Source organism: Streptomyces sp. CA-142005 (assembly GCF_050942335.1).
GTDB lineage: Bacteria > Actinomycetota > Actinomycetes > Streptomycetales > Streptomycetaceae > Streptomyces.
In genome coordinates this window covers 410017-431528 of record NZ_CP192078.1, presented here as the reverse complement: position 1 = coordinate 431528, position 21512 = coordinate 410017, and the positions used below count along the sequence as shown (strand labels likewise).

The following is a 21512-nucleotide window of genomic DNA, read 5'->3' as shown; positions in this document are numbered from 1 at the left end:
GCACTTGCTTGCCGGCGGTGAAGGGTCGGCGCGGTGCCGGTGATGCGCAGCGGTAAGCCGGGTGCCTGAAAGGGGTTGTTGATCCGGACCGTCATGCCGACCGGGGGTGGGCCGGCATCCCGTTGCGGGACAGACGAGGAAGGGACGGGGAGACCCGCTTGCCACACCTCAATTAGGAGCATATGCTCCTATCTGAAGTACTCCAACCGTGCCATCCGCGTACGGGCTGCGACCTGAGAAAGGAATCCGATATGTTCATCAAGATCAAGTCACTCGCGGCGGCGGCGCTGCTGACCACGGCGGCTGGCGGCATCGGCACTGCGAGTGCGTTCTCCGCGCGTGCGGCCACTCCCGCCCCTGCGAAGATCGCGGTCTTCAGCGCTGAGTTCGGCACAGCCGCCAACCCCAACTTCATCGAGACCGTGTCTCATGGCGTGGCGAAGGTCGGCCAGCCGACCGTCCTGAACCGCGTCAACGGCTCCAACCCGGGGCAGGACATCATCGGCCACCGCGGGGGTCTGGTCTCGGACTTCTTCAAGGCCGGCCTGGTATCCGCTGACGTGAACAAGCACTACGGCAACCTGAACGCCGCGCAGCTCGAGTTCGCGCCCAGGGGGGTGCCCAGCCACCTGTGCGTGGGTCTCGAGGCTGCCGCGCACCAGAACGAGAGGCTCTCCCTGCAGTCGTGCGACATGCCGGGCACCACGGTGTGGATCATCGACACCGCCGATTCTCCCAGGACTGCGGCCAAGGGGTACTTCCCGATCGTCAATGGCTCGAGCACGGACTACGCCCACCCGTTCGCGATGACCTACTACGGCGAGCCGGGCCACAGGCATGCGGCCGACAAGCCGATACGCGTTGCTCACCTGCTCGGCAACCCGGCGCGTGTCCACGACAACCAGCTCTGGGGCGTGCTGAAGAAGTAGGAGGCCCCTGGTGGGATTGCATTCGGTGATCTTCGGAGAACCGGTGCACGCCGTGTGCCATCTCGCGCGGCGCCGGCAGCGACGTACCGCTCGCCGGCGATCTCCAGCGCCGCCGCGATCGGGCAGTTCCTGGCGTCAACGGGCCGGTCGACCAACACATTTGCCCGGAGCGTGCCGGGCGGTGCCGGCGGGTGACCGGCCTGCTCTTCCCCCCTGGTCCTTGCATCTCACCCGAATAGGAGGATATGCTCCTATCTATTCCTCGGGCAACGGATCCGGACCTGCGGCCGCCGCCCACGAGACAAGGAACGGCACATGTCCATTCCCGAGCGGACCACCAGCGCTCCGTCCCCGCGCACGGCCTCGGGCGCGGCCCAGGGTGGTACCGCCCTGGACGAGCGCCAGGACCCTGCGGCGCGCCGACACGCAGGGCGCGTACTCGCCCTGAGCAGCCTCGGTGTGTTCGTGGTGTTCCTCGACACCACCATCGTCAACGTCGCCTTCGAGACGATCGGTCACAGCTTCCACACCACCACCGGGCGCCTGAGCTGGGTGCTGAACATCTACAGCCTGGTCTTCGCCGCAGTGCTGATACCCGCCGGACGCCTGGCCGACCGCTACGGCCGCAAGCATGTGTTCCTCATCGGCATGACCGGCTTCGGCCTGATGAGCGCGCTGTGCGGGCTCGCCCAGAGCGTGACGGTGCTCATCATCGCCCGAGGGCTGCAGGGGGTCTTCGCCGCGCTGACCATCCCGACCTCGCTGGCCCTGATCCTGCCCGAGTTCCCGCCCTCGCGCCGCCCTGCGGCCATCGGCACCTGGGGCACGATGGCCGCGGCCGCCGCCGCGATCGGCCCCACCCTGGGTGCACTGCTCATCAAGTACGCCTCCTGGGGCTGGATCTTCCTCGTGAACGTGCCGATCTGCGCGCTGGTCCTCGTCGTCGGGCTGCGGCTATTGCGCGAGACTCGCGAGCAGGGCGCCCGCGGAATCCCCGACCCGCTCGGGGCGGTGCTGATCGCGGTGATTCCCGCCGCGCTGAGCCTGGGCATCGTCGAGGGCCCGAGCTGGGGCTGGTCCAGCCTCTGGGTGATCGCCGCCTTCGCCGTCGCTGTGGTGCTGCTGCCGGTCTTCGTGTGGCGCACCCGCACCGCGGCCCGGCCCGTGATGGATCTGACGCTGTTCAAGGTCCACCAGTTCCGGCTGGTCAACGCGGCCTCGCTGGTGTTCGGTCTGGCGTTCTTCGCCGTGATCCTGAGCAACTTCATCTTCTTGCAGACGGTGTGGCACTACTCGGTGCTGATCGCTGCCCTGGCCTGCCTGCCCAACCCGGTCATGACGGTGATCACCGCACGCCCGGCCACCCGGATGGTGCACACATACGGGCACAAGGTCGTGTTCCTCATCGGGGCGGTCCTCTTCGCCCTTGCCCAGGGCGCCCTGGCGCTGGCGCTCTCCGCCCACTCGCATTGGGCCGCCCTCTGGCTTCCCGCCATGGCGGTCACCGGAATCAGCCTCGGCATCAATCTGCCCACGCTGTCCGTCGCCTCCACCCAGCCCCTGCCGCCTGCCCAGTTCGCGGTCGGCTCCGCGATCAACCAGAGCTTCCGCCAGCTCGGCGCCGTCCTCGGTGTCAGCCTCTTCGCCGCCGTCGTAGGCACACCCGGCAGCGTCAGCACCGCGCTCAACGCCTTCCACAACGCCTACTGGCTCTTCGGCGCTCTGGGCCTGCTCAGCGGAGTGATCATCTGTCTTCCCCAGCTCCGCCGCGCCACCGCACCGGCACCAACCGCCTGACCGCCGATGGCAGCCCCTGGCCTGCCCTGGGACTGAGGAATCGGTTTGATGACCTTCGCCAGGGCCGCTTGCTCACCGACACCCAAACCGTGTCGGGACACGCGGGAGAGAAACATGGGCACGGAACCATTAGATGCTGCTCGGCTTCGGCGAGCACTGGTACCCGTGCTCGTATCCCTCAACGCAGTGATGGCGGTGATCAGCAGTCTCGGCTCGCCGTTGATTACCCACGATTGCCGCCGTCGAGCACATGCTGCTCTCCAAAGCCCCGTGGTCCCTGACCATCACCCTGCTCGTCGGGGCGGTCGCCACACCCACGAAGGGGTAGCTGGGCGACGGTCCGCCGTGGCGCCCGATGATCCTGTTCGTCTGTCGGTCGTGCTGGTGGGTAGCGTGCTCGCGGCCCTTCGGCTCGCTTGTCGCGGGCAGGGCTCTTCAAGGCGTCGGGCTCGGCCTGAGCCCCTTGAACATCGCGACCGCCCGGGACAGCCTGCCGCCGGACCGCTCGTGCTCGACCATCGCGCTGCTGCTGATCATCACCGTGACCGGTGTCGGCCCGGGGTACCCATTGATCGGTCTGAGCACCGAAGCCCTCGGGTACCACGGCAGCTTCCGGTTTGGTGCGATGGTGAGCGGGAGCGCACTCGTGTCGGCGGCTCTCGTCGTGCCGCGCACCCGGCATGTGGCCTCGCGCCTCTGCGACGTGGTGGGTGCGGTCCTGTTCGGCTCGGTCCTCGCCGGGCTCATGCTCGTGGCTTCTGAACGACACCGCCAAGCTCAAGCACTTCGAGGCGATCATCATCGACCAGCAGGAGGGGCTGCTGGCAGGCGTCAGCGACGCGGCCCCGAGTATCACCGGTCAACCGCTGGTCACGGTCGAGAAGTTCATCAACGAGAACCGCTCCGCGTTCGGGCTCGGCCCCGCCAGGTCGGCAAGCTGACCGCCCCCGAGGGGCCCGATCGGAGCAGGCAGCCGCCCCTGATTTCCGCACGCAACGATGAGCAGCGCAGCATCACCGTGGGCCGGGCTGCCTCGAAAGCAGCGACAGAGCCCGGTCGGCCGCCTCGGTGCGCAGCCCGTCCGGCACGTGTCCCGGCTGCGTGCGCCCCCGCTCTAGGCCACTGTGGTGGTTGTGGCGATGTCAATGGCCCCCTCGCGGCCGTCACGGCACACCCGGCTGATCGGGCCAACCAGAAGGTCCGCGTCAATAGTCGTGGGCGGCGCGTCAGCGACGAACAAGCCGAACAATCGGCAGAAGCCAATCCCATGTGTCTTGCTGCAGGTATCGCCGCCGAAGCGGCGAGTGCTACGCCTCGTCCCGCCTTCGGGCCCGCGGTGGACCCCATTCGTCTTTAACCGGTCGACGAGGTCGAGATCACGATTCTCGTCGACAACCTCTACGACGCTCTGCTGGGCGGCGATGAGCGCACGCGCCGTGCTCCCTTCAGCGCCGGTGTCAAGCCGGCGCCGCACTTCGAGGAGGGCGAGACCTTCGTCGGCCTCGTCGCCGAGCACGGCTTCTCCGCGCTGGTCACGATCAAGCGGCTCGGACACACCAGCTCGCTGCTGTTCGACGCCGGGCTCTCGCCGACAGCAATGGTCGTCAACGCCGACCGGCTCGGAGTGCGCTTCTACGATCTCCAAGCGGTCGTGCTCAGTCACGGCCACTTCGACCACGCCGGAGGTCTGGCCGGACTCGCGGGACGTCGGCGCGCCTCGACCATGCCGATGCTCGTACATGCCGAGGTGTGGACGCGCCGTCGCATGGTGCTCCCGGGTTCACAGATCCAGCCGTTTCCCACCGTCAGCAAGAAGGCTCTGCGCCAGGGGGGATTCGACGTGGTGGAACGGCGCGTACCCTCCCTGCTCCTCGATGAGAGCGTACTGATCACCGGTGAAGTCGACAGGACAACCGAGTTCGAACGGGGCATGCCGCCCAGTCATGAGGCGTGGACGGGCGAGCGGTGGGCACACGACGCGAAAATCATCGACGATCAGGCCCTCGTCGTGAACCTCCGGGGGCACGGACTGGTGGTGCTGACCGGCTGCGGCCACGCCGGCGCGGTCAACTTCGTTCGGCACGCCCTACGCCTCACCCAGGTCGAACGGCTCCATGCCCTCGTCGGCGGACTGCATCTGAGCGGGCCGGCATTCGAACCGATCATTCCGCCGACAATCACCGCCCTGGCGCAATTCGCGCCGAGCCTAGTCGTTCCCGGCCGCTGCACAGGCTGGCGTGCTCAGCATGCACTGGCTGCTGCGCTCCCGTCGGCCTGGGTACCAAGCTCGTCCGGCACGTCTTTGCACCTTGAGAGCGCGCCCGCCTGAGCCTGACGCGGACCCCTGCGACAGAAGAGAACTGCGCCTACCGCGGCGTACCCGACCAGGTTTGAGTGATCATGGGACCCTGTTGCCCATTGAGTTGATGAAGCTGCGAGGGCGAGTGCGAGGCGGGCGAGGTGGCTGGGGGTGTTGGTGGCGAACCACGTGATCCGCATGCCGTCCGCGTCCGTGATTCTCAACTGGCCGGCTGGGACAGGTAGTTCCTTGCGGACGATCAGCCGCATGCCGCTGCGCCAGCCGTCCAGCAGCTTGCCCGTGAGCTCGGCACCCCAGGCCCCGTCGCGGACCTGGCAAGCCCGTTCTCCCGCCGGTCGCGCTTGAGCGGTTCCCGACCGGCTGGCCGTTCCTCAATGTGCGCATATACTCGTAATGAGAGGTTGGCTGCACCGGCCGGTGTGTCGCCTCGGCGGCCGGGGTGTACCGACCGGTCGTATTTCCGCGAAAATCCACAGGGCAAGGAGAAGTCCGCCATGAGTGATCTCGTCACCCGCGTCATCGAGGCGCACGGCGGCCTGGACCGCTACGACCGGTTCACCTCGGCGACTGTGCATCACAGGGTCGGCGGCTCGCTGTGGAGGCTGAAGGGGCAGGAAGGGATATTGAGCCATGTGGCCGTACGGCTCGACCTGCACCAGCAGCGTGCCAGCCACTACCCCTTCACCGCACCGCATCTGCGGACGTCCTTCACCGCGCAGCGGGTGGCCGTGGAGACCGTGACCGGAGAGGTGACGGCCGAGCGTACCGACCCTCGTGCGTCGTTCCCGAGCGACGTGCGCGATCCCTGGGACGTGCTGCACGTGGCCTACTTCGCAGGGGAGGCCATGTGGACCTACCTGACGTCGCCGTTCACCTTCGCCTCTCCCGGTTTCGAGGCCGTGGAAGTCTCCCCGGTGACGGAGGAGGGGGAGACCTGGAGGCGCCTGCGGGTCACTTTCCCTGACCACATCGCGACGCATTGCGCCGAGCAGGTCTTCTACTTCGGCTCCGACGGGCTGCTGCGCAGGCACGACTACACGCCCGAGGTCATCGGCGCCGGGCCCGCCGCGCACTACGTCTCCGACTACAAGGAGTTCGACGGGATCATGGTCCCGACCCGGCGGCGCGTCCACCGGCGGCGGGAGGACGGAACGGTGGACCGGGACGTGGAACTCGTCACGATCGATGTCGAGAGTGTCCTGTTCATCTGACGGGTAGTTGAAGTCCGGTGACCTCCGTGCTCGTTCGTGGGGAAAGCCGGTAACCGGACCCCGGACAGTGAGGGCTGTTTCCGGGCGGCGGCACCGGGCAGGTCGGCGATGACGTCTTTGGACGTGCGCATTCCCAGCGGTCCGGCGCGTCGGGAATCATGAAGCACGGGTCGGGACAGCTGGCACTTCACCGAAGACGTCGACGACTTCCTCGCCAGAGCCGGGGACTTCCTGCGTTAGCACCCGAAATCCCAAACCGACCGACACCGACTTCGAGGAGCCCATCTTCGTGCCCCTGTCGGGCGACCCGGAGTGGATGGCGAACGGCTCGTACGCCGTCATACGCCGTGTCCGCATGCTCAGTTGCGGCCAACTAACCTCGGGCTTTCACCAGTCGAGCTACCTGATCTTGATCGGTACTTCCGGAAGGTCGCTGACGTGCCCAGATGGGGCTGTTGAGAGTGCTGCCGACTGTCGTTGCGGAGGCACTTTGTAGGTGAAGGGATAGGAGCCCGACCGGTTGCGTGTGCCGAGGTACGCTCTCATCGGTGAGGTCGCCCGCACGGTAAAGAACGGGACCCGGGGTGCGGACAGGGTCGTTTGCCTCACCTCCTCGCGGATCGTGTGCGCGAGGCCGTTCAATGCTCACGCAAGTGGCTGTCCGGCAGGTGATCAGCTCAGCGAAAAGTGCCCCTGACCAGCGAGAATGAGGATTGTCGAGGCCCTCGTTCCCGCACCAGCCGGAGGCACTTCTCAGGTGAGCAAGCGTATCGATTCCTACCCGCGCCTGCGGATTTCGGGTGACGGCAGCGGGGTGGTCTCGCAGGCCGGCGGGGTACTGCTGGTGGAGACCGCCCGCAGGGCCGGGCTGGATGTCGCGTTGTCGACGGCGCTCGCGCCCTGGTGCAAACCCCGGGCAGTGCACGACCCGGGCAAGATCCTGCTCGATGTCGCCCTGGCGGTCGCGCTGGGCGGGGACTGCTTGGCGGACGTCGGAGTGCTGCGGGCCGAGCCCGCCGTGTTCGGGCAGGTCGCCTCCGACCCAACTGTCTCACGCCTGGTCGCCACCCTTGCAGCCGCCGGTCCGCGTGCGCTCGTGGCCGTCCGCCGGGCCCGGTCGCAAGTCCGCCAGCAGGTGTGGAAGTTGGCCGGCCTGGCCGCTCCGAACACAGGCGGGCGCGTCGTTGTGGACATCGACGGCGTGCTGGTCCTCGCCCACTCTGAGAAGCAGGACGCCGCCGCGACGTGGAAGAAGACCTTTGGCCATCATCCACTGTTCGCCTTCGTCGATCACGGCCTTGAGGGCTCTGGGGAGCCGGTCGCGGGTCTGCTGCGGCCGGGCAACGCGGGCAGCAATACCGCGAGCGACCACATCGAAGCGGCCCGCCTGGCGCTGGCCCAGCTGCCGACCAAGCACCGACGCGGACGGCGCCCGCTGATCCGCACCGACTCCGCAGGCGGCACCCACGACTTCCTGAACTGGCTGACCGCACGGGGACGCTGGCTGTCGTACTCGGTCGGGATGGTCGTCACCGAGGCGGTCCACCAGGCCGTCCTCCTGGCCCCCGCTTCCGCGTGGACGCCCGCGGTCGAACCGGATGGTCAGGTCCGCGACGGCGCCTGGGTCTGCGAGATCGCCGGCGACGTCCTGAAGGGCTGGCCGAAGGGCATGCGATTGATCGTCCGCAAGGAACGGCCGCACCCCGGCGCTCAGTTGCGAATCACCGACGCCGACGGCATGAGGATCACCTGCTTCGCGACCAACACCACCGGCGTCCCGATCGCGCAGCTGGAGTTGCGGCACCGCCAGCGGGCGAGGGCCGAGGATCGGATCCGAGCCGCCCGTGACACTGGCCTGCGCAATCTGCCCCTGCACGACGCCGCGCAGAACCGCGTCTGGCTGGAGATCGTGCAGATCGCCCTCGACCTGCTCGCGTGGATGCCCATGCTCGCCCTCGACGGACCCGCCCGGCGCTGGGAGCCCAAGCGTCTGCGGCTTCGCCTGTTCTCCGCCGCCGCCCAGCTCGTCACGACAGGCCGTCGTCGTTGGCTTCGGCTTGCCCGCCACTGGCCCTGGACACAGGCGATCATCACCGCGTTCGAGCGGTTGCAGGCCCTACCGGACCCCGGCTGAGCAGCCACGATGTCCTGTCCAGACGAGCCTGACTCCTGACCGGAGCAGTGGAACCCGGCGCCCACCCGACGCGACAGCCGGGCCACCAGCGTGCCCACCAGTCCCCGCTAAGCCGAAACGGCCCGCTGGACGAACCGACGGACGAACCGACGGACCGTCACGAAAGATCGAGGCTAAGACGCCGTTGCTTATGGCTGGCCGTCGTCTGAGAAGCTCATGCCATGTGGCGAGATCTGATCCTTGAGGTGACCTCGGCTGTCGAGCTCGGGCCTCCGGCAGGCGACGACGTCCTGACGGGAGTCGAGCAGGCGCTTGGGCAACGGCTTCCCGAAGACCTGGCGGAGTTGCTGCAGGAGTGCAACGGCGTGACCTACCAGGGCTTGGACGTGATCTGGCCAGTCGAGCGGATCATTGCGGACAACGCAGCGTTCCGTGGCTCACGGGATTTTGTGGACCTCTACATGCCGTTTGAACCGCTGATGTTCTTCGGCAGCAACTGGGGAGGCGATCAGTTCGCCTGTATCCGCACCCCCGCACGGGACGAAGTCTTCGTCTGGGACCACGAAACGGACAGCAGGTATCTGGTGACGTACGGCTTGGAGCAGTACTTGCACAGGGCCCTGCGAGAGACCGGGGACTGGTACCGGTAGCGCTACGGAGCTGGTGACATCTCGCCGTGTTCTTCATCCTGTCCGTAAGACGTCGGCTGGCGATGAGGGCTACGGCTATGCCGACAAAGGCGAGGAAGTGCTCGGCCTTGCGCTCATAGCGGCGGTGCAGGCGTCTACAGCCGGCCAGCCAGGACACGGTCCTTTCGACAACCCAGCGGTGGCGGCCCAGCCGTGTGGAGGACTCGATGCTCTTGCGGGCGATGCGGTGGCGGATGCCGCGCTTGCGGAGCCATCGGCGCAGGTGGTCGTAGTCGTATCCCTTGTCGGCGTGGAGCTTGGCCGGTCGTCGGCGGCGTGGGCCTCGCCGGGAACGGATGGGCGGGATGCCGCGCACGAGAGGTTTCAGGCCGAGGCTGTCGTGCATGTTGGCGCCGGAGATGCCCAGCGACAGGGGCAGCCCGTTCCGGTCGGTGATCAGGTGGATCTTCGATCCGTTCTTGCCGCGGTCGGTCGGATTCGGTCCGGTCAGTGGCCCGTTACCTTCTTCATGGCCCCGCAACGGGGCTCCCGGCCTCCGGTCCCGGCATGATTCTGTGGCCCAGTCAGTCATGATCGAAAGGGTGCTGTCACCGGGCACGGAGGCATCGGCAGACCGCTGATCAGGGGCATGGGCGCCGAACCCGCACTGGGTGAGGCAGGCTCTCCGTAACGTGGATGCCGGCACGCTGATGCCGCAGGCAGGCCGGGACCGTTCTGCGGTGGGGAGCATGTTCGCGTGAACCAGGACGAGACCGTCGACGTCTACCTGGGTCTGGACGTCGGCAAAGGCGAGCATCACGCCACTGCCCTCACCCCGGCCGGGAAGAAGGCCTTCGACAAGCCTCTACCCAACACCGAGCCCAAGCTGCGCGAGCTGTTCGCGAAGCTCCAGGCCAAGCACGGCACCGTACTGGTCGTGGTCGACCAGCCCGCCTCCATAGGCGCCCTGCCTCTGGCGGTCGCCCGGGACATGGGCTGCCGGATCGCCTACTTGCCGGGACTGACGATGCGTCGGATCGCCGACCTGTATCCAGGCGAGGCCAAGACCGACGCGAGGGACGCCTACGTCATCGCCGACGCAGCCCGCACTATGCCGCACACGCTCCGAGCCATCGGCCCGGCTGATGAGACCACGGCCGAGTTGCAGATGATCGTCGGCTTCGACGACGACCTCACCACTGAAACCACCCGCATCAAGAACCGCCTGCGTGGCCTGCTCACCCAGATCCACCCCTCCCTCGAACAGGTCCTGGGCCCCCGCCTGGACCATCCCGCCGTCCTCGCCCTGCTGGAGCGACACGGCTCACCCGCCCAGATCCGCAAAGCCGGACGCCGCCGCCTGGTCACGCTGCTGCGGCCGAAGGCCCCGCGCATGGCCGAGCGCCTGGTGAACGACATCTTCACCGCACTCGACGAGCAGACCGTCGTCGTTCCCGGGACCGAGGCCGCAGCACTGATCGTCCCCAGTCTCGCCTCCTCCCTCGCCGCCGTCCTCGAACAGCGCAAAGCCCTGTCCGTCCGGATCGAGGACCTGCTGGAGGCCCACCCTCTTTCCCAGGTCCTGACCTCCATGCCCGGCATCGGGGTCAGGACCGCAGCCCGCATCCTCATCGACGTCGGCGACGGCACCGCCTTCCCCACCGCCGGCCACCTGGCCACCTACGCCGGCCTCGCCCCGGTCACTCGGGCCTCCGGCTCCTCGATCCGCGGCGAGCACCCCTCCCGGCGCGGCAACAGGCAACTCAAACGCGCCCTCTATCTCGCTGCGTTCGCCTCGCTCAAACAGCCGGAGTCCCGCGCCTACTACGACAAGAAACGCAGGGAAGGAAAGCACCACGTCGCAGCCGTCATCGCGCTCGCCCGACGACGGATCGACGTGCTCTTCGCCATGCTCCGCGACGGCACCTTCTACCAGGCCCCGGCCGTCACACCCGCTTGACGAAGACCATAGGGGCACCCTTTTGCCGCCCGGACGCTGACGGAGTCGATCGCGCACCGCGACCAGTCCAGTTCACCGCGGGCGCCGAGTTCGTCGAGGATGACCCGGTGGAGCCTGGCCCAGACCCCGGCCCGGCTCCGCTGGGCGAAACGCCGGTAGACCGTGGGCCAGGCAGGCCCGAACATTGGCGGCAGTTGACGCCAGGTGCAGCCCGAGGTAGCCACGAAGATGATCGCCGCAAGGGTCTCGCGGTCACCTTTCCGCCGCCGACCCCCGCCCTGCGGACCCTCCACCTCCGTCGGCGGCACCACCCGCCGGTGTCTACCTCACGCACGAGGGCACGGGGCTGAGGCAGCGGCGCGCTGCTGGTGCCGCGCCGGATCAACGCGGCGCGGGGCTTTGGGCTGGAGGAGATCGCGGACCTCCACGCTCGCCTCGACCGGCTCACCCGGTTGCTGGGTGCGGCGTTGCTCGAGGAGGCACCGGGCTGCGGCGCCTCCTACTGCTGGATTCCTCAGAGGATGTACACATAGTGGCGGCGTAGGCGCGTGGTGGGTGGCGGGGATCTGCCCCGGATCCGGAGTCGGGCGCGGGCGTTGAGCTGGGCTGTGGCCACTTCGGTGGCGTGGGTGATGTGGTCGCGGTCGCCGAAGCAACGGCCGGCCAGGGCGGCCTTGCGGAAGATGCGCCACCAGCCCTCTTGGAGGTTGAGTCGGCAGGCGCCGACCGGGATGAACATATCGACCCTCGGCCGATGCGCACCGCCTGCCGGCACAGACAGAGCCCAGTCACGTCCTGCATCCGCACATCGTCCGTCCTTGCCACCTCAGCAATAGGAGTATATGCTCCTACTTGTTGGTGTACCGCTGGCCACTCCCAGGTGGTGAGGCGGCAGAGGCCGGGACGCCCGAGGCGATCAATAGCTTCGAGGGCCGCCCGCGTGGTGACGTTCGGGGTCTCACCCGAAAAAGAATCGACCACATATGTTCTCTATTTCGAATGTCTGAGAGGTTATGTGATGGATGGTATTGCTGACATGGGAGGAACCCCGGGATGGGGCCCCATGCATCCGCCGAGACGCGATGAACCTGTTTTCGAAGAGTCCTGGCAGGGTCGGGCATTCGCGGTGGCGATCTTGTCCAACCGGGTGTCCGGGGGAAACCTGGACTCCTTCCGGCATGCGCTGGAGCGCCTTGATCGAGCCGCCTATCTGGACGACGGCTACTACGGGCGCTGGCTCAACGCCGGGGAGCTGAGGCTCCTCGACAGCGCGATCCTGGCGCCGGGCGCGGTCGACGCCCGTGCCCGCAACCTGCGTGGCGAACACGTGGAGGAACCGCCGGTCCCGGAGCCCGCCAAGCCGGACTATGCGCCGACCGCCGAGGGTTCGCTGCGCACCATGGACGCCCCTCCGGCCTTCACCGTCGGCGAGCGCGTGCGCGCCAAGAACGTGTCCGTACCCGGGCACACACGGCTGCCGGGTTATGTGCGGGGCCATACCGGCGTCGTCGAGATCGTTCAGCCGGCCCACGTGCTGCCGGACACCAACGCCCACTTCCTGGGCGAGAACCCGCAGTACGTCTACTCGGTGCGATTCGACTCACGCGAATTGTGGGGCCCCGACGCCGAACCCTTCGCCATCACCATCGAGATGTTCGAGAGCTACCTGGAGACAAACTCATGACCACAACCAACGGATCGGCTGAGCATCTTCCCATTGCTCTGCGTACCGAGGCGCTCGAGCAGTTGCTCACCGAGCGGGGCCTGATCGACCCGAAGGTGATCGACGGGTTCATCACCACCTATGAGACCAACGTGGGTCCGCTCAACGGCGCCAAGGTCGTCGCCAGGGCGTGGGCCGACCCCGAGTACCGCCATCGGCTGCTTGAGGACGGCACGGCCGCCATCAAGGAACTGGGCTTCGGAGGGATGCAAGGGGAGCACATCGTGGTGGTGGAGAACACCGCCACTAGCCACAACGTGGTGGTGTGCACCCTGTGCTCCTGCTATCCGTGGCCGGTGCTCGGCCTTCCGCCGAGCTGGTACAAGGACCCCGCCTATCGCTCGCGGATCGTCAAGGAGCCGCGCACGGTGCTGTCCGAGATGGGACTCGACCTCGACGCCGACGTGCAGATCACCGTCCGCGACTCCAGCAGCGAGGTCCGCTGGCTGGTGCTGCCCGAGCGTCCGGCCGGCACCGAGCACCTGACCGAGGAGGAACTCGTGCCGCTGGTGACAAGGGATGCGATGGTCGGCGTGGCGAAGGTGGAAACGCCATGAGTGCGCCGCTGGACACTGAGGGCCCGGCCGCACCGCCCCGCTCCAACGGGGAGTTGGTGTTCGCCGAGCCGTGGGAGAGCCGCGCCTTCGGCATGGCCGTCAGTCTCTACGAGGCAGGCGCGTTCACCTGGCCGCAGTTCCAGGCCGCGCTCATCGCCAGGATCACCGCCTGGGAGATCTCCGCGACGCCGGACGAACCATACAACTACTACCAACTGTGGCTCGCCGCCCTGGAAGACGTCCTCGCCGACCTGTGCGCGGTCTCCACGGACGAGGTCACCACCCGCACCCACGCCCTGGCCCAACGCCCCCCGGGCCACGACCACACGGGCGATCACGACCACGCGCATTGATGTGCAACACCCTCTCGGCCTCGCAACACCTTCAGGGGCGACGGCCGAGGAGGTGGTGCAAGTGCCACACACGGGTTCCGAACCCCGGGGTCAATCGGAGAGCCCTGCGCGGGCAGCGAATCTGGCCTGCCGCAATCGAGGCAGGCCACCACAGTGAATGTGCCGCCGTGGCCAAGTTAACCCAGATGGAAGAACCTCGGTGATTATTGACGCTGCGGAACTCGACGCCGCACACGCGTACAAACTGCTGATCGGGAGCATCATTCCGCGCGCCGTGGCGTGGGTGAGCACCATCTCGCACGAGGGCGTCGCCAACCTTGCCCCGATCTCCTTCTTCACCGCGGTCGGGCGCAAGCCCCCGATGGCCTCGCTCTCCCTGCAGCCGCGCTCCGACGCGGTCATGCTGAAGGACACCCTCGTCAACATCCGTCAGACCGGCGAGTTCGTCACCAACCTGGCCACATCGCCGCAGGCGCATGCCCTGCACAGCTCGGCGTTCGAGTTCGACTCGGGGGTTGACGAGTTCGAGGCGCTCGGCCTGGTGAAGGAGCCGTCCGAAGTGGTGCGCGTGCCTCTGGTGAAGGGGGCGCCGATCTCCTTGGAGCGCGTGGTCAACCGCATCAGCCCGGTCGGCGACGACGGCGTCGATCATGTGGTGTAGGGGAGAAGGAACGGGGGGTTGCTGTCGGAGTCCCGCACCTCCAGCCGGACGTGATCGGCGAAAGCCCGCAGGCGCACATCGACGTCGCTGCCCGCGTGGATCAGCCCGTTGGTCACGATCTCGGAGGCTATGAGCTGAAGGGCGTCCGACATGTCCGTGAGGTCCCACGAGGACAACCGGTCGTGAACGAAGTCGCGCACCGTCTTCACCCCTTGCAGGTCGCGACGCTGGATGTGCAGGTTCCCCGACCACGGAGCGTCCTCGCCGACGGCGCCTTCACAGCGGGCCAGGAGCAGTACCGCGTCGTCGCGGCGGTGCCGGGGACTTGAATCGGTGACGAGGTGGTCGGCCAACTGCTCGAGATCGGTCCCGGCCTCGCGACTGCCGGCGCTGAGCAGCGCTCTCGCGTCGGCGTCCGGGTCGCTTGCCGTGCAGTCGCCCAGGCCGTTCGAGTACAGCATCAGGACGTGCCCGGGCTCGAGAGTGTGCTCACGCCCTTGGTAGGCCTCCGGCACGTCGATGCCCAGGGGCATGTTGGCGGGCGCTTTCAGGGTGCCGACAGTCCCGTCGGGCCCCAGCACCAAAGGCGCGGGGTGGCCGGCCAGGGCGACCTCGGCTGTTCCGTCGACGGTGTCCAGTGCGACGACGCAACAGGTCACGAGCAGGTCGGTGCCCAGCTGGGTGAGCAGCCTGCCGGTCCGGTCGATCACCGCGGCGGGACGGTGGCCTTCGGCCGCATAGGCAGCCACCGCGGTGCGCACCTGGCCCATGATGGCGGCGCTCTCCAAGGCGTGGCCTTCCACGTCGCCGACGACCAGCACCATCCGTTCACCCGGCAGTTCGATCACGTCATACCAGTCGCCGCCCACCTTGGACGTGACAGCGGCGGGCAGATACCGCGCCGTGGTGGTCATCCGGGGCAGTTCGCGGAGCGTAGGGGGCAGCAGCCGCCTTGGGAGGTATTCGGCTACTGCGCGCTGCTTCGTATTCAGTTCGACGCGCTCCACCGCCGCACCCAGCTTGCCGGCCATCATGCGCAGGACGGCCCTCTCCTCGGGCGGGAAGCGGCGAGGCTCCTTGAACGACAGGCAGCAGACGCCGACCACCCTTCCGCTCCCGACGAATGGAAGCTCCGTGATCTGGGCGCCCCCGATGAGAGGGAGGTACGCCTCGGCCTGTGACTCGCCGTCGCTCCAGCCGAAGTCGGCTGCCGTCGACCGGCTGTCGGAGATGAACAATGGGCGCCCACGCATTGCCTCGGCCGCCGGTGTCCGGGCCTCCAGCCCGGCTCCATGGAGACTGCGGACCATGCCGGAGGAGGTTCCGCTGGGCCCGAGGACCCACAGACGGCCCTCGCCGGCAGAGGCCAGCACCAGGGCCTGAGCGCGGAAAGGGGACATGAGGCAGTGCCGGGCTGCCCCGACGATGGCGTCCATGGTCGTGGCCTGGTTCAGCAAGTCGTCGAGCCGCCGCAGCGGATACATCAGGCTGGTGCCCGCGGAGCCAGGGACGCCCGATACTCCCCAGCCCGGTGTGCAGATGCTCGTATCCGGGTCGGAACCCACAGGCACGAGCATCGGTGTGGGGCCGGCTTCGATCGCAGCGCCGCTTTCGGCGAGCTGGGCAAGGGCCGTGGCCAGTTCGTTGCCGATCTCCTGCAAATCTGCGTGCTCTGTCGCGTGGAAGGTGCCGAAGGTCTCCAGCCGAAGGACGGTGAGGGCGCCGAAGCGCCGGTCTGCGTCGGTGACAGGGACCGAAAGGGCGACGTACGGATAGGGCGGCACATGCTGCTGATCCGCTTCGGGCGGGTCGGGATCGACAAGAACAGCCGGTTGTCCGAGGCCAGTGCACGCGCGGAAGCGCAGGGCGCATCCAGGCTCATCCACCCGGGAAGGGTGAAGAGGGACGGCGGGCTGCCGCCGATCATCGCGAGGTGGAGTTCGGCGTGGTCCTCGTCCAGCAGGTAGACCGCTACCGTCACGGGATTCAGCCGCAGCAGGGCCTCGCGGACGGCGCAATGCAGTACCGCCGCGAGATCTGTGCCCCGGATCCGTCCGAACCCGCCTCCACGGCGGTGTTCACCGGCCGGGTTGCTGCTCGACACAGAAACGAACCCTTCCGCGCGAGTATATAGACCTTTTTCATGCCTCACCGCTTACGAGCGGTATAGCACCATACGGTGGTAGACGCCGCTTGGTGCGGTCGTTTCTGCTCCCATGAACAGAGCTGTGCCGGGCACGCCGTCCGGCCACGGCACACTTCCAGCCCATATGCGGGTGGACTCAAGGATTCCCTGGCGAATCAGTTTGGTTCGGCCTGGCTGCCCGCGTGGTTCCAGCGGTGTTCGACCTTGGCGATGCGCCAGTAGCCCAAGGCGCAGGCCCACACGACGACGAAGAGGCCGACGATGACGAAGCCGGCGTTGTTCAGGTCGATCCCGGAGATCCAGCCGGTGGCCGGGTCGGTCAGGCGGAGCTGCTCGTGCAGGGAGCCGACCAACTCGATCGTGCCGATGAGGAAGGCGACCGTGATGGACAGGCCGGTGATGGTGAGGTTGTAGTAGACCTTGCGGACCGGGTTGGAGAAGGCCCAGTGGTAGGCGAAATTCATGAACGTCCCGTCGAGGGTGTCGAACAGGCTCATCCCGGCGGCGAACAGCAGCGGCAGGCAGACGATTGCGTACCACGGCAGTCCTGCGGCGGCGCCGGAGCCGGCCATCACCATGAGCGTGACCTCGGTGGCGGTATCGAACCCGATCCCGAACAGTAGCCCGACCGGATACATCTGTCCCGGGCGCGAGACGGAGCGGGTGAGCCGGCCCAGGATCCGGTTCATGAAGCCGCGGCTGTCCAGGTGCTTGGCCAGTTCGTGTTCGTCGAACCGCCCGGCGCGCATCGCCTTGAAGACCCGCCAGATCCCGGCCAGCGCTACGAGATTGAGTGCGGCGATCAGGTACAGGAAACTGCCGGACGCCAGTGTGCTGACCACGCCCAGGCTCTGGCGTGCGCTGGAGTTGTCGTTGGTCAGGGTCGTCGTCAGTCGCGCGCTCGCGGCGATCCCGGCAGCCAGCAGCACCACGACGGTGGAATGGCCCAGCGCGAACCAGAAGCCGACGGAGATGGGGCGCTTGCCGTCGGCCATGAGTTTGCGGGTGGTGTTGTCGATGGCGGCGATGTGGTCGGCGTCGAAGGCGTGCCGCATACCGAGGGTGTAGGCGGTCACGCCGAGCCCGAGGCCGAAGACCTCACTGCCGACCTTGTAGTGGTGCGGGGCCACAAGCGCGGCCAGGATCCCGAACGCCGCCAGGTGCAGTGCCGTGATGACGGCCAGGAGTCCGCCGGCGCGCCACCAGTCCCGGCGTTGCCAGCGGATGGCCGGTGTGGTGGATGCCGCCACAGGACGGACAGCGCTCAGGGAAGCGTTTTCGGGCAGAGTCATCTGGGTTCGGCCTCTCCAGCGCCTTGCGGATGAGTTTCGTGCGGTGCGGCGGCCGGTCTCCCGGCTGGCGGACGAAGCCGAATGAGCAGCGTGGGTGCTGGTGTCCGGTTTCGTCGGCCGGCGGTGGGCCGGCGGGTGTGGACTCGGGGACCGTTCTCGCCGCCCGCACATACGAGTATATACTCCTAATGGCTGTGTGGCTGTGGATCAGTCCCCAGCAGCGTTGCCGCCCGCCACCGACATCTATCCGGCGGTGCTGCGTGAGAAGACGGTGGCCTTCGAGCGGCTCGTGCGCAGCGCCGACCCCGGCACCCCGGTGGTCACCTGCGGCAGCTGGATCCTGGGCGACCTGGGCGCCCTTCTGGGCCAGGTGGTATCGCTTCGCGGTAGCCGCGTGCCGTCGATCGCCGTCGACGACTTCACCAGGGCCGTCCGCACATAGGGGACTACTCGTCCCGGCCGACAGCGTTCCCCTGCCGGCCGGGACGCCGGGCGGATCACTCCAGTTGCGCCCTGGCCGTGCGGGTCGCAGGCTGCCTCCGTGGACCACACCCCGGAAGCACGGATGCGGCCCGCTCTGGTGACCGGTGCCGCGGGCCGGGTCGGCGCTGTCGGCCGGACCGTGGTCGAGGGCCTTCGGCGGCGGGGGCTGAAGGTCCGGGCCCTGGTGCGCCGGGATGATGACCGCGCTGAGGCGTTGCGTGCGACCGGTGCCGAAGTCGTGGTCGGTGACCTGACGTCGTCACGCGACGTCGCCGACGCTCTGGACGGCTGTGGGCGAGTGTATTTCGGCATGGCCGTATCGGAGCAGTATCTGCCGGCCGCCGTGACGACAGCTGTCGCCGCGCGCGCCTACGGCGGGCTGGAAGCCTTCGTCAACATGTCGCAGCTGACCGTCTCCGAGATGGATCTCACCAGCACGTCCGAGTCGCATCAGCAACGGCAGCAGTGGTTGGTCGAACAGCTTCTCGGCTGGTCAGGCCTTCCCGTGGTCCAGGTCAGGCCCACCGTCTTCCTGGAGAATCCGCTCTTCCAGGTGGGTTTCTCATCGATCCTGCGGGACGACACCATCAGGCTGCCGTTCGGCCAGGCGAAGACCTCCCCGATCGCGGCCCACGACGTGGCGGCCGCCGTTGAGGAGATCATGGCCGATCCGGCCCGTCACGTCGGCCGTGTCTACGAGCTGACCGGCCCCCGATCGGAGAGCATCGCCGCCATGGCGGCGGAGATCTCCGCGGCTTTGGGCCGAACGGTCGGCTACACCAACGTTCCCCTGGAGCAATGGCTTGACCACGATCTCCGAGCACTAGGGCTGCCGGATCACGTCTTCCAGCACACCTCCACGATGGCCCGCCTGCACGCGGCCAATCGCTACGATCGCCAGGCGGACGGCATGGAACGGATCATGGGGCGGCCCGCTGCCGGAGTGGCCGATTACGTCCGCAGAAACCCCGAAATGTTCACTCGCTGAAGCTGCTTGCTCAGGCCGCCAACCGGGCTGCAGGCTCATCTGGACGAGGGTCGCCCGGCCCTCAGATCTCGCGCCGGGCGACCTGGTTGTCCGTCCTGGAAGAAGCCGAGCTTCTCGGGGGAGTAGCCACAAAGAACGTTCTTGGTCCGACGGTACAAGAAGCGGCCCTTGTGACCAGCGGAATCGACCCTCGTATGGCTGCTCGGCCGACCTCGTGGACCGACTACGGTCCGGATCTTGGTCCCGGGGTGTGCGGGGCCTCGTGGGCGGCATGGGCGCGGGTGGGACAGCCTATTCTGCGCGCCCACATGGGCGCATCAACGGGTTCTCAGGGTCGCGGATTGACGGCGCACACCTGTCGGGTGGCCGGGGGAGGCAGAATCTCATGCGGCCCGTGCCATGATGCCGACCTCACGACTGGGTGGGGGTGGGCAGACAGATCTGCCGGTAGAACGCCGAGCCCTCCACGATGCGCGCGGGGTCCCACTGGTGCTGCTTGGCCTGGGAGATCGACCAGGCCGCGTTGATCAGTCCGATGTGGCTGAACGCCTGAGGGAAATTGCCCAGGAGTTCCCCAGTGGCGGGGTCGACCTCCTCCGCCATCAGGCCCACGTCGTTCATCGCGGTCGCGGCCCGCTCGAAGGCCGACTGTGCCTCGTCGACCTCACCGGCCACGGCCAGTGCCTGCGCCAGCCAGAAAGTGCACAACACGAACGCGCCTTCCCCGCCGGGCAGGCCGTCATCCGAGGCCTTGTACCGGTAGACCATGCCCTGCGGATCGGTTAGCCGATCACGGATGGCGTTGATGGTGGATCGCATACGCTCGCCCCCAGCCGGGGTGAAGCCCACCAGGGGAAGCACCAGAACCGACGCATCCAGGACGTCGGAACCGAAGGCTTGTGTGTAGGCGCCGAGGTCGGGGTTCCAGCCCTGCGCCTCGATCGCCTCACGGATGTCCTGCCGCGCCCGCGACCACGCGGGTACCCGCGTGCCGGCCTTCAGGAGATCGGCCATGGCGATGGCGCGGTCCAGGGCCGTCCAGCACATGGCCTTGGAGTAGACGAAGTGCTGGGCCGCACTGCGGACCTCCCAGATGCCCTGATCTGGTTCTTTCCACCGAACGGCAGCGGCGTCGGCGAGCCTGCTGAGGAAACACTTGGTGGCTGGATTCGTGTCCGCCAGATACGGTCCCAAGCGATGCGCGGCGCCCAGGAGCTCGCCGTACACATCCAGCTGTCGCTGCCGCCAGGCGGCGTTTCCCACCCGCACGGGCCCGCTACCGCGCCAGCCCGGCAGGTGCTCCAACTCCCGCTCGCTCAGGTCGCACTCCCCGCGGATCCCGAACATGATCTGCATATTCGGCTGCCCTTCCGGATCCACCGCGGCTGCCTGCGCCATCCAGTCGAAGAACGCCACCGCCTCGTCCGGACAGGCCGCGATCCACAATGCGTCCAAAGTGAACGCGGCATCGCGCACCCACGTGAACCGGTAGTCCCAGTTGCGAACACCGCCCACCTCCTCCGGCAGCGACGTCGTAGGGGCCGCCACCACCGCTCCCGTCGGCCGGAAGGTCAGCGCCTGCAATACCCGACCGCTGTGGTGCACCTCTTCCTGCCACATTCCTTGGTAGACCTGGTGCTGGTTCGACCATGCCTGCCACGCACCCACCGTCTCCTCCAGTCGGGCCAGGATCTCCCCCGCCGGCCACAGCGGTGCCGTCCGGCCCGCGGGGACGTGCTGCACAGCGAACGGCACCCTGTCTCCCGCGCGTACCGTGAACCGAGCCTTCGCCCTGTCGGTGACATCGAAGGACACCGGCGAGGCCAGGCCCAGTGTGTCCGGGCCGCCATGGCAGCGCAGCCCCCCTTCCACCGGGAACAGCAGCGGACGCAGCAAGCCGTACTCGGGCCGGGGAGCGAACTCCACCTCGACCTCGACCTCCCCTTCGATGCCCTCCACAACGCGCAGCAGAAGGTGCTCCGCCCGGCTTCCCAGGTCGTGGCCGTCCGCACTGGGCCCGCTGGCCAAAGCATCGACCACAGCCACCGTGCCCGACGGGGCGCGAAACTCGGTCCGCAGCACCAATGACCGCTCCACATAAGCGCGACGGCTGAGGAACGACCCCCGTGGACGGATGGACCAGTGGCCTGCTTCCTCCCCCAGCAGACGGGCGAACACCGCACGGGAATCGAAGTGAGGCAAGCACAGCCAGTCCACCGATCCATCCCGGCTCACCAGCGCTGCGGTCTGGCAGTCGGATAGCAGAGCGTAGTCGGCGATCGGCGTACAGGTCACTTCAGCGGTACTCCCTGCTCGCTAGAGCAGACAC

The 21512-nt window shown here is 67.7% G+C and carries 20 protein-coding genes and 4 pseudogenes; 16 read left to right on the top strand and 8 right to left on the bottom strand.

The window, feature by feature from the left end; translation table 11 throughout:
• Positions 1 to 251 precede the first annotated feature (251 nt).
• The 3 genes from ACQPXS_RS02270 (at position 252) to ACQPXS_RS02260 (ending at position 3667) form a co-directional block, all read left to right on the top strand.
• On the top strand, positions 252 to 929 hold the full coding sequence (locus ACQPXS_RS02270) for a hypothetical protein (RefSeq protein ID WP_433446398.1): 678 nt from the start codon (positions 252 to 254) through the stop codon (positions 927 to 929).
• Between the two features lie 315 nt (positions 930 to 1244).
• Positions 1245 to 2726, top strand: coding sequence for an MFS transporter (locus tag ACQPXS_RS02265; protein WP_433446396.1), 1482 nt, complete (start codon positions 1245 to 1247; stop codon positions 2724 to 2726).
• Positions 2727 to 3436: 710 nt separating this feature from the next.
• Positions 3437 to 3667, top strand: a complete 231-nt coding sequence (locus tag ACQPXS_RS02260) for a hypothetical protein (protein ID WP_433446394.1) — start codon at positions 3437 to 3439, stop codon at positions 3665 to 3667.
• Positions 3668 to 3840: 173 nt separating this feature from the next.
• On the opposite strand, the gene ACQPXS_RS02255 is transcribed toward ACQPXS_RS02260, so the two are convergent.
• Positions 3841 to 4281, bottom strand: a complete 441-nt coding sequence (locus ACQPXS_RS02255; protein ID WP_433446392.1) for a hypothetical protein — start codon at positions 4279 to 4281, stop codon at positions 3841 to 3843.
• On the opposite strand from ACQPXS_RS02255, the gene ACQPXS_RS02250 reads away from it, so the two are divergent.
• Positions 4255 to 5055, top strand: a complete 801-nt coding sequence (locus tag ACQPXS_RS02250) for an MBL fold metallo-hydrolase (protein ID WP_433455666.1) — start codon at positions 4255 to 4257, stop codon at positions 5053 to 5055. The genes ACQPXS_RS02255 and ACQPXS_RS02250 overlap by 27 nt on opposite strands.
• Before the next feature lie 140 nt (positions 5056 to 5195).
• Here ACQPXS_RS02250 and ACQPXS_RS02245 read toward each other — a convergent pair.
• A pseudogene (locus ACQPXS_RS02245) lies at positions 5196 to 5360 on the bottom strand (IS1380 family transposase); the annotation flags it as partial.
• A gap of 180 nt (positions 5361 to 5540) precedes the next feature.
• Between ACQPXS_RS02245 and ACQPXS_RS02240 the strand changes: the two are divergent.
• From ACQPXS_RS02240 to ACQPXS_RS02225, 4 genes and pseudogenes are all read left to right on the top strand, one after another.
• Positions 5541 to 6257: a hypothetical protein gene (locus tag ACQPXS_RS02240; protein ID WP_433446390.1), complete on the top strand. Its 717-nt coding sequence runs from the start codon at positions 5541 to 5543 to the stop codon at positions 6255 to 6257.
• A 241-nt stretch (positions 6258 to 6498) separates the two neighbouring features.
• Positions 6499 to 6618 (top strand): annotated as a pseudogene (locus tag ACQPXS_RS02235) (hypothetical protein); the annotation flags it as partial.
• Positions 6619 to 7014: 396 nt separating this feature from the next.
• Positions 7015 to 8391 (top strand): IS1380 family transposase, encoded by a 1377-nt coding sequence (locus ACQPXS_RS02230; protein ID WP_433446388.1) that lies wholly within the window; start codon positions 7015 to 7017, stop codon positions 8389 to 8391.
• A gap of 221 nt (positions 8392 to 8612) precedes the next feature.
• A complete protein-coding gene (locus ACQPXS_RS02225; RefSeq protein WP_433446386.1) occupies positions 8613 to 9041 on the top strand; it encodes an SMI1/KNR4 family protein in 429 nt (142 codons plus the stop codon).
• A gap of 52 nt (positions 9042 to 9093) precedes the next feature.
• Here ACQPXS_RS02225 and ACQPXS_RS02220 read toward each other — a convergent pair.
• Positions 9094 to 9612 (bottom strand): annotated as a pseudogene (locus ACQPXS_RS02220) (IS5 family transposase); the annotation flags it as partial.
• Between the two features lie 165 nt (positions 9613 to 9777).
• Between ACQPXS_RS02220 and ACQPXS_RS02215 the strand changes: the two are divergent.
• The gene (locus tag ACQPXS_RS02215) at positions 9778 to 10980 is read left to right on the top strand and encodes an IS110 family transposase (RefSeq protein WP_433446384.1); all 1203 of its coding nucleotides are present in this window, start codon (positions 9778 to 9780) and stop codon (positions 10978 to 10980) included.
• A gap of 17 nt (positions 10981 to 10997) precedes the next feature.
• Here the strand turns inward: ACQPXS_RS02215 and ACQPXS_RS02210 are convergent.
• Both ACQPXS_RS02210 and ACQPXS_RS02205 read right to left on the bottom strand, forming a co-directional pair.
• Positions 10998 to 11291, bottom strand: a pseudogene (locus ACQPXS_RS02210) (transposase); the annotation flags it as partial.
• 203 nt (positions 11292 to 11494) lie between these two features.
• Positions 11495 to 11719, bottom strand: a complete 225-nt coding sequence (locus tag ACQPXS_RS02205; RefSeq protein WP_433446382.1) for a hypothetical protein — start codon at positions 11717 to 11719, stop codon at positions 11495 to 11497.
• A gap of 279 nt (positions 11720 to 11998) precedes the next feature.
• Here ACQPXS_RS02205 and nthB point away from each other — a divergent pair, with 279 nt between their 5' ends.
• The 4 genes from nthB to ACQPXS_RS02185 all read left to right on the top strand — a co-directional run bounded on the left by nthB (position 11999) and on the right by ACQPXS_RS02185 (position 14274).
• Positions 11999 to 12664 carry a nitrile hydratase subunit beta gene (gene nthB, locus ACQPXS_RS02200; RefSeq protein WP_433455664.1) on the top strand — a complete coding sequence of 222 codons (666 nt, stop codon included), beginning with the start codon at positions 11999 to 12001 and terminating at the stop codon, positions 12662 to 12664.
• On the top strand, positions 12661 to 13260 hold the full coding sequence (gene nthA / locus ACQPXS_RS02195) for a nitrile hydratase subunit alpha (RefSeq protein ID WP_433446380.1): 600 nt from the start codon (positions 12661 to 12663) through the stop codon (positions 13258 to 13260). The genes nthB and nthA overlap by 4 nt, the downstream gene beginning before the upstream one ends.
• Positions 13257 to 13613 carry a nitrile hydratase accessory protein gene (locus ACQPXS_RS02190; protein WP_433446378.1) on the top strand — a complete coding sequence of 119 codons (357 nt, stop codon included), beginning with the start codon at positions 13257 to 13259 and terminating at the stop codon, positions 13611 to 13613. The genes nthA and ACQPXS_RS02190 overlap by 4 nt, the downstream gene beginning before the upstream one ends.
• Positions 13614 to 13812: 199 nt before the next feature.
• Positions 13813 to 14274: a flavin reductase family protein gene (locus ACQPXS_RS02185; RefSeq protein ID WP_433446376.1), complete on the top strand. Its 462-nt coding sequence runs from the start codon at positions 13813 to 13815 to the stop codon at positions 14272 to 14274.
• Here ACQPXS_RS02185 and ACQPXS_RS02180 read toward each other — a convergent pair.
• Complete coding sequence (locus ACQPXS_RS02180; protein ID WP_433446374.1) at positions 14262 to 16160, bottom strand: SpoIIE family protein phosphatase; 1899 nt, start codon at positions 16158 to 16160, stop codon at positions 14262 to 14264. The two genes, ACQPXS_RS02185 and ACQPXS_RS02180, sit on opposite strands and share 13 nt — an antisense overlap.
• A gap of 47 nt (positions 16161 to 16207) precedes the next feature.
• Between ACQPXS_RS02180 and ACQPXS_RS02175 the strand changes: the two genes are divergently transcribed.
• Entirely contained in the window at positions 16208 to 16408 is a 201-nt protein-coding gene (locus tag ACQPXS_RS02175; RefSeq protein ID WP_433446372.1) for a hypothetical protein, read from the top strand.
• 167 nt (positions 16409 to 16575) lie between these two features.
• Here ACQPXS_RS02175 and ACQPXS_RS02170 read toward each other — a convergent pair whose 3' ends face one another.
• The gene (locus ACQPXS_RS02170; RefSeq protein WP_433446370.1) at positions 16576 to 17712 is read right to left on the bottom strand and encodes a HoxN/HupN/NixA family nickel/cobalt transporter; all 1137 of its coding nucleotides are present in this window, start codon (positions 17710 to 17712) and stop codon (positions 16576 to 16578) included.
• Positions 17713 to 17908: 196 nt separating this feature from the next.
• On the opposite strand from ACQPXS_RS02170, the gene ACQPXS_RS02165 reads away from it, so the two are divergent.
• Together ACQPXS_RS02165 and ACQPXS_RS02160 are read left to right on the top strand one after the other, a co-directional pair.
• On the top strand, positions 17909 to 18154 hold the full coding sequence (locus ACQPXS_RS02165; RefSeq protein WP_433446368.1) for a hypothetical protein: 246 nt from the start codon (positions 17909 to 17911) through the stop codon (positions 18152 to 18154).
• A gap of 99 nt (positions 18155 to 18253) precedes the next feature.
• Complete coding sequence (locus tag ACQPXS_RS02160; RefSeq protein WP_433446366.1) at positions 18254 to 19183, top strand: NAD(P)H-binding protein; 930 nt, start codon at positions 18254 to 18256, stop codon at positions 19181 to 19183.
• A gap of 411 nt (positions 19184 to 19594) precedes the next feature.
• On the opposite strand, the gene ACQPXS_RS02155 is transcribed toward ACQPXS_RS02160, so the two are convergent.
• Entirely contained in the window at positions 19595 to 21478 is a 1884-nt protein-coding gene (locus ACQPXS_RS02155) for a glycoside hydrolase family 15 protein (RefSeq protein WP_433446364.1), read from the bottom strand.
• Positions 21479 to 21512: the final 34 nt, after the last annotated feature.